5 protein-coding genes are annotated in these 6031 nt (G+C 73.9%); 1 reads left to right on the plus strand and 4 read right to left on the minus strand.

Annotated features, from left to right (window positions below):
• Positions 1 to 3: 3 nt before the first annotated feature.
• The 4 genes from nadC to QMK30_RS33885 are packed head-to-tail and all read right to left on the minus strand — an operon-like array spanning position 4 to position 4745.
• The gene (gene nadC, locus QMK30_RS33870; protein ID WP_283522172.1) at positions 4 to 1023 is read right to left on the minus strand and encodes a carboxylating nicotinate-nucleotide diphosphorylase; all 1020 of its coding nucleotides are present in this window, start codon (positions 1021 to 1023) and stop codon (positions 4 to 6) included.
• 34 nt (positions 1024 to 1057) lie between these two features.
• Complete coding sequence (locus QMK30_RS33875; protein ID WP_283522173.1) at positions 1058 to 2785, minus strand: L-aspartate oxidase; 1728 nt, start codon at positions 2783 to 2785, stop codon at positions 1058 to 1060.
• Positions 2782 to 3780 carry a pantoate--beta-alanine ligase gene (gene panC, locus QMK30_RS33880; protein ID WP_283522174.1) on the minus strand — a complete coding sequence of 333 codons (999 nt, stop codon included), beginning with the start codon at positions 3778 to 3780 and terminating at the stop codon, positions 2782 to 2784. The genes QMK30_RS33875 and panC overlap by 4 nt, the downstream gene beginning before the upstream one ends.
• On the minus strand, positions 3777 to 4745 hold the full coding sequence (locus QMK30_RS33885; RefSeq protein ID WP_502963276.1) for a Rossmann-like and DUF2520 domain-containing protein: 969 nt from the start codon (positions 4743 to 4745) through the stop codon (positions 3777 to 3779). The genes panC and QMK30_RS33885 overlap by 4 nt, the downstream gene beginning before the upstream one ends.
• A gap of 139 nt (positions 4746 to 4884) precedes the next feature.
• Here QMK30_RS33885 and QMK30_RS33890 point away from each other — a divergent pair.
• A partial coding sequence (locus tag QMK30_RS33890; RefSeq protein WP_283522176.1) for a threonine aldolase family protein occupies positions 4885 to 6031 on the plus strand: 1147 nt, incomplete at its 3' end.

Here is a 6031-nt window from a genome sequence, read left to right on the forward strand (position 1 = left end):
GGGTTACTTCGCCTCGGCATTCGGCTCGGCATTCGGCGCACGGAGGTCGAGGCCGATGTCAAGGATCGGGGCGGAATGGGTGAGCGCGCCCACGGCGAGGAAGTCGACGCCGGTGTCGGCGTACGCGCGTGCCGTGTCGAGGGTGAGGCGGCCGGATGACTCCAGGGTGGCGCGGCCGGCCACCAGGGCGACGGCCTCGGCGGTCTCGGCCGGGGTGAAGTTGTCCAGGAGGATCAAGTCGGCGCCCGCCTCCAGGACTTCGGTGACCTGGGCGAGTGTGTCGACCTCGACCTCCACGGGGACATCGGGGAAGCGGGTGCGTACGAGCTTGAACGCCTCGGCCACGCCCCCGGCCGCCACCACGTGGTTGTCCTTGACGAGCGCCGCGTCGGAGAGCGACATCCGGTGATTGGCGCCGCCGCCGCAGCGGACCGCGAACTTCTCCAGGGCGCGCAGCCCCGGGGTCGTCTTGCGGGTGTCGCGGACCTTGGCCTTCGTACCGTCGAGAGCGTCCGCCCACGCGCGCGTGGCGGTCGCGATGCCGGACAGGCGGCACAGCAGGTTGAGTGCGCTGCGCTCGCCGGTGAGGAGGTCGGCGGTGCGGGTGGTGACGCTGATCAGCTTCTGGCCGGGCTCGACCCGGTCGCCGTCCTCGACGTGCCGCTCCACCTCGAACTCGTCCGTGCAGACGATGGAAAGGACCGCTTCCGCGACCCGCAGCCCGGCGACGACGCCGGCTTCGCGGGCGGTGAAGTCGCCGGTCGCGACGGCATCGTCGGGGACGGTCGCGACGGTCGTCACGTCCGGCCCGTCCGCGAGGTCCTCGGCGAGGGCGACATTGGCGATGTCCTCGACCTGCAGAGGGTCGAGGCCGGCGTCGACGAGGAGCTGGGCGAGGTCGGGGTCCAGGCCGCACTCGGCGGAGTCGAGCTCGTACGTGTCCTCACCGCCGCAGCCGCAGGAGTCGCCGCAGCCGCCGGACGCGGCGGTCGGCAGGAGCTGGGGGTGGTCGGGCGTGCTCACGGTTACTGCTCCTTCTGGTTCGTACGGGCCGGGTTCATGCGGGGTGGGTCACTGCGTGGCTTACGGGCGGGAACGCGGCGGATTCGGTACGCCGTACGACGAGGCGGCGGTCGGAGGTGAGGCGTACGACGAGGTGGCGGCGCCAGTCCGCGTCGTCGCGGTCGGGGTGGTCCTCGCGCCAGTGGCAGCCTCGGGTCTCCTCGCGCTCGCGGGCAGCGGCGACGAGGACGCGCGAGACGAGGAGGAGGTTGGTGACCTCCCATGCCTCGACGCCGGGCTCGGCGTCCTTGGTGTCCGCGGCGGACCCCGGGCGCGGGGTGTGCTCCGCGTCGTACACCGCGCTCAGGTACAGCGCCTCCAGCGCGTCCGCCGCGTTGTCGAGGCTCTCGGCCGAGCGGAGCACGCCCGCGCCCGCCGTCATGATCCGCTGGATGTCGATCCGGGTGGCGGGGTCGAGGAGGGGGCCGGAGACCTCGGCGCTCTCCACGGTGGTGGCCGCGGGAGCTTCGGGGCGGGCCGCGATGTCCTCCGCGATGCGCTCCGCGAAGACCAGGCCCTCCAGGAGGGAGTTGGACGCGAGGCGGTTCGCGCCGTGGACGCCCGTGCAGGCGACCTCGCCGCACGCGTACAGGCCCGGGACCGATGTACGGCCGCGGAGGTCCGTGCGGATGCCGCCGGAGGCGTAGTGGGCGGCCGGGGCGACCGGGATGGGCTCGGTCACCGGGTCGATGCCGTGGGCGCGGCAGGCCGCCAGGATGGTGGGGAAACGCGACGCCCACATCTCGGCGCCGAAGTGACGGGCGTCCAGGTACATGTGCTCGGTGCCCTGTTCCCGGATGCGGCGCATGATCGCCTTGGCGACGATGTCGCGGGGCGCGAGCTCGGCCAGTTCGTGCTGCCCGAGCATGAAGCGCACGCCGTCCGCGTCGACCAGGTGGGCGCCCTCGCCCCGTACCGCCTCGGAGACCAGTGGCTGCTGGCCCTCCGCGTCCGCTCCCAGGAAGAGCACCGTCGGGTGGAACTGGACGAATTCGAGGTCGGAGACCTCCGCGCCCGCACGCAGCGCCAGGGCGACGCCGTCGCCCGTCGAGACGGACGGGTTGGTGGTGGCCGAGAAGACCTGGCCCATCCCGCCGGTGGCGAGGACGACGGCCGCGGCGCGGACCGCGCCGACGCCGTCGTGCTGGCCCTCGCCCATGACGTGCAGGGTGACACCGGCGGTGTTGCCTTCGGGGTCCTTCAACAGGTCCAGGACCAGTGCGTTCTCGATCGTACGGAGCGAGGCGGCCTGGACGGCCTCGACGAGCGCCCGGGAGATCTCGGCGCCCGTCGCGTCGCCGCCCGCGTGCGCGATGCGGCGGCGGTGGTGGCCACCCTCTCGGGTGAGCTGGATGACGCCCGACTCGGGGTCGGTGTCGAAGAGGGCGCCGGTTTCGATCAGACGGCGCACGGCGTCCGGGCCCTCGGTGACCAGGGCCCGTACGGCGTCCTCGTCGCACAGTCCCGCGCCGGCGACGAGGGTGTCGTCCAGGTGCTGCTCGGGGGTGTCGCCGTCGCCCAGCGCCGCGGCTATGCCGCCCTGCGCCCAGCGCGTGGAGCCGTCGTCCAGCCGCGCCTTGGTGACGACGACGGTACGAAGGCCCGCCGTGGTGCAGCGCAGCGCGGCCGTCAGACCCGCGACGCCGGAGCCGACGACCACGACGTCGGCGTCGATGGACCAGCCGGGGGCGGGGGCGTTCAGCCGTATACCGGTGCGGGTCATGCCGGGGCTCCGAAGGTCAGCGGGATGTTGTCGATCAGCCGGGTGGCACCGGACCTGGCGGCCACGGCGAGGACCGCGGCACCGAGGTGGCCGTCGGGCACCTCGGTGAAGTCGGACGGGTCGACCAGGGCGACGTAGTCGAGGGCGAGCGGGGGGTCCAGGCGCGCCGCTGCGTCCAGGACGGCGCGGGCCGCCGCGCGTACGGCGACGGGGGCGCTCAGGGAGCTCCCCTCCGCGACGGCGTACGCGTCGGCCGCCGCCCGCTCCTCGCCGACGGCCGCCAGAGCGGTCGCACGCGCGCGTGGCGGTACGGACTGGGCCTGTGCGCGCGCGTGCAGGGCCTGTTGGGCGGCGAGCCGGTCGCGGCCGGCGAACAGCGCGCGGGAGAGCGCGAGCGCGGTGCGGCGCTCGGCGGGAGCGAGGAAACGGTTGCGGCTGGACAGGGCCAGGCCGTCCGCCTCGCGCACGGTCGGTACGCCGACGATCTCCACCGGGAAGTTGAGGTCGCGGGCCATCCGGCGGATCAGGGCGAGCTGCTGGGCGTCCTTCTGTCCGTACAGCGCGACATCGGGCCGGGAGAGGTGCAGCAGCTTCGCGACGACCGTGAGCATGCCGTCGAAGTGGCCGGGGCGGGACACCCCTTCGAGGCGCTCGCCCATGGGTCCCGCGGCAATCCGGATCTGCGGTTCGCCGCCGGGGTAGACCTCGTCGGCGGACGGGGCGAAGACGGCGTCCGCGCCCGCCTGTCCGGCGACGAGGAGATCGGCGTGGAGGGTGCGGGGGTAGCGGTCGAGGTCCTCGCCCGCGCCGAACTGGAGCGGGTTGACGAAGACGGTGACCACGACGGAGCCACCGGGGCCGACGTGCTCCCTGGCGGCGCGCACCAGCGAGGCGTGCCCTTCGTGCAGGGCGCCCATGGTCATGACGACGGCACGCGGTCCTGTGCGCGCGAGCGCGTGCAGTTCGGCCGCGGTACGCACGAGGTGGGTGGTCATCGGTCGTCCCCCTCGCCGGTGCCCGCGCCACCCTTTCCGCCCGCCGGACCGGCTGTGCCCGCCCCGTCCGACAGGACGTCGAGCAGGTCCTCCGCCAGCTCCGGCTTGAGCAGGCCGTACGCCAGGGCGCGGTCCGCGGTCGTACGGGCCATCGCCAGGTATCCGGCGACGGTCTGCGGGGCGTGCTTGCGCAGCTCCGAGATGTGCGCGGCGACGGTGCCGGCGTCGCCGCGCGCGACGGGTCCTGTGAGGGCGCCGTCGCCGGAGCGCAGGGCGTTGTCGAGAGCGGCGCCGAGCAGCGGGCCGAGCATCCGGGCGGGGGCTTCCACGCCCGCGGTGCGCAGCAGCTCCATGGACTGGGCCACCAGCGTGACCAGGTGGTTCGCGCCGAGCGCCAGGGCCGCGTGGTAGAGCGGGCGGGCCTCCTCGGCGATCCACTCGGGCTCACCGCCCATCTCGATGACCAGGGCCTCGGCGGCGAGCCGCAGCTCCTCGGGCGCGGTGACGCCGAAGGAGCAGCCGGCCAGCCGCTGAACGTCCACGGATGTGCCGGTGAACGTCATGGCGGGGTGCAGCGCGAGCGGGAGAGCGCCGGCGCGCAGGGCGGGCCCGAGGACTCCGGTCCCGTACCGGCCCGACGTATGCACCAGGAGCTGTCCGGGGCGGATCGCGCCGGTCTCCGCGAGACCCTCGACCAGGCCGGGCAGAGCGTCGTCGGGAACGGTCAGCAGTACCAGGTCGGCGCGGGCGAAGACCTCGACGGGAGGGACGAGTGGGACGTCGGGCAGCAGGGTCGCGGCTCTGCGGACGGAGGCGTCCGAGACGCCGGACACGGCGACGGGACGGTGCCCGGCGAGCCGCAGCGCGGCGGCGAGGGCGGGGCCCACTCTGCCTGCTCCGACGACGCCGACGGTGAGGCGGGCGGGGCGGTCCCTGGCGTCCAGGGACTCGTGTGGTGCGTTCACGTTCACGCGGGGACGGCCTTCCGTTCCAGTCCGCGGGGGGTACCGGACGATTTCTCGTCATGCTACGCCAGCGTTTCGTGGCGGCCCCTCGCTGTCCACAGCCTGTGGGCGGGGGTGCCCCGTGCGGGATGATCGACGGATGACGGACACCAGCGAAGAGGACGGCCGACGGCGCAGGCGCGCGGCGTGGAAACAGTCGAAGCGGACCCTGTGGCGGCAGTCGACGGATCGAACGGTCGGGGAGCAGCTGGCCGTACTGGCGGCCGACGCGGGCTCTGTGTACGACGTCGGGGAGTTGTCCGACGTGTACGGCGACGGGGTCGTCGCGGAGCTGGAGGAGCGGGTCGCGCGGACGCTGGGCATGGAGGCCGCCGCGTTCTTCCCCACCGGCACGATGGCGCAGCAGGTGGCGCTGCGGTGCTGGGCGGGGCGCACGGGCAACGCGACTGTCGCGCTGCATCCGCTGTCCCATCCGGAGCAGCACGAGGCCGGTGCGCTGTCCGTGGTGAGCGGGCTGCGGACGGCCCACCCGACGGACGAGCCCCGGCTGCCCACCGCCGACGAGGTGCGGGACTTCGCCGAGCCCTTCGGCACGCTGATGCTGGAGCTGCCGTTGCGCGAAGCCGGTTTCGTGCTGCCCTCCTGGGACGAACTGACGGCGGTCGTCGAGGCCGCGCGAGAGCGGGACGCAGTGGTGCACTTCGACGGCGCGCGGCTGTGGGAGTGCGCCCCCCACTTCGGCCGTGCGCTGCCCGAGATCGCGGCTCTCGCGGACAGTGTGTACGTGTCCTTCTACAAGTCCCTGGACGGGATGTCCGGGGCCGTGCTCGCGGGGTCGGAGTCGCTGGTGGCAGAGGCGCGGATTTGGCGGCACCGGTACGGCGGACAGCTCTTCCAGCAGTCCCCGGCGGCGCTCTCCGCGCTGCTGGGCCTCGAAAGGGAGCTGCCGCGGCTGCCGGAGTACGTGGCCCACGCGAAGGTGGTGGCCGCCGCGTTGACGCAGGGGCTGCGGGCGACCGGTGTGCCGTGGTTCCGGGTGCATCCGGAACCACCGCACACGCACCAGTTCCAGGTGTGGCTGCCGTATCCGGCGGATGCGCTCACCGAGGCGGGGGTGCGGCAGGCGGAGGAGACGGGGGTGACGCTGTTCCGACGCTGGCTCCCGGACGGCCCGTCCGGGCTCGCCGTCACGGAGGTGACGGTCGCGGCGCACGGGCTGGAGTGGACTGCGGAGGACGTGGTGGCGCCGGCGGAGCGGTCGTGCCGAGCTGGGCGGCGCGGTAGAC

It is taken from the genome of Streptomyces sp. H27-C3, assembly GCF_030063415.1.
GTDB lineage: Bacteria > Actinomycetota > Actinomycetes > Streptomycetales > Streptomycetaceae > Streptomyces.

Excerpts from the sequence above, each read along its gene's own strand:
- panC (WP_283522174.1), bottom strand. The coding sequence starts at position 3,780 with ATGACCACCCACCTCGTGCGTACCGCGGCCGAACTGCACGCGCTCGCG.
- QMK30_RS33875 (WP_283522173.1), bottom strand. The coding sequence starts at position 2,785 with ATGACCCGCACCGGTATACGGCTGAACGCCCCCGCCCCCGGCTGGTCC.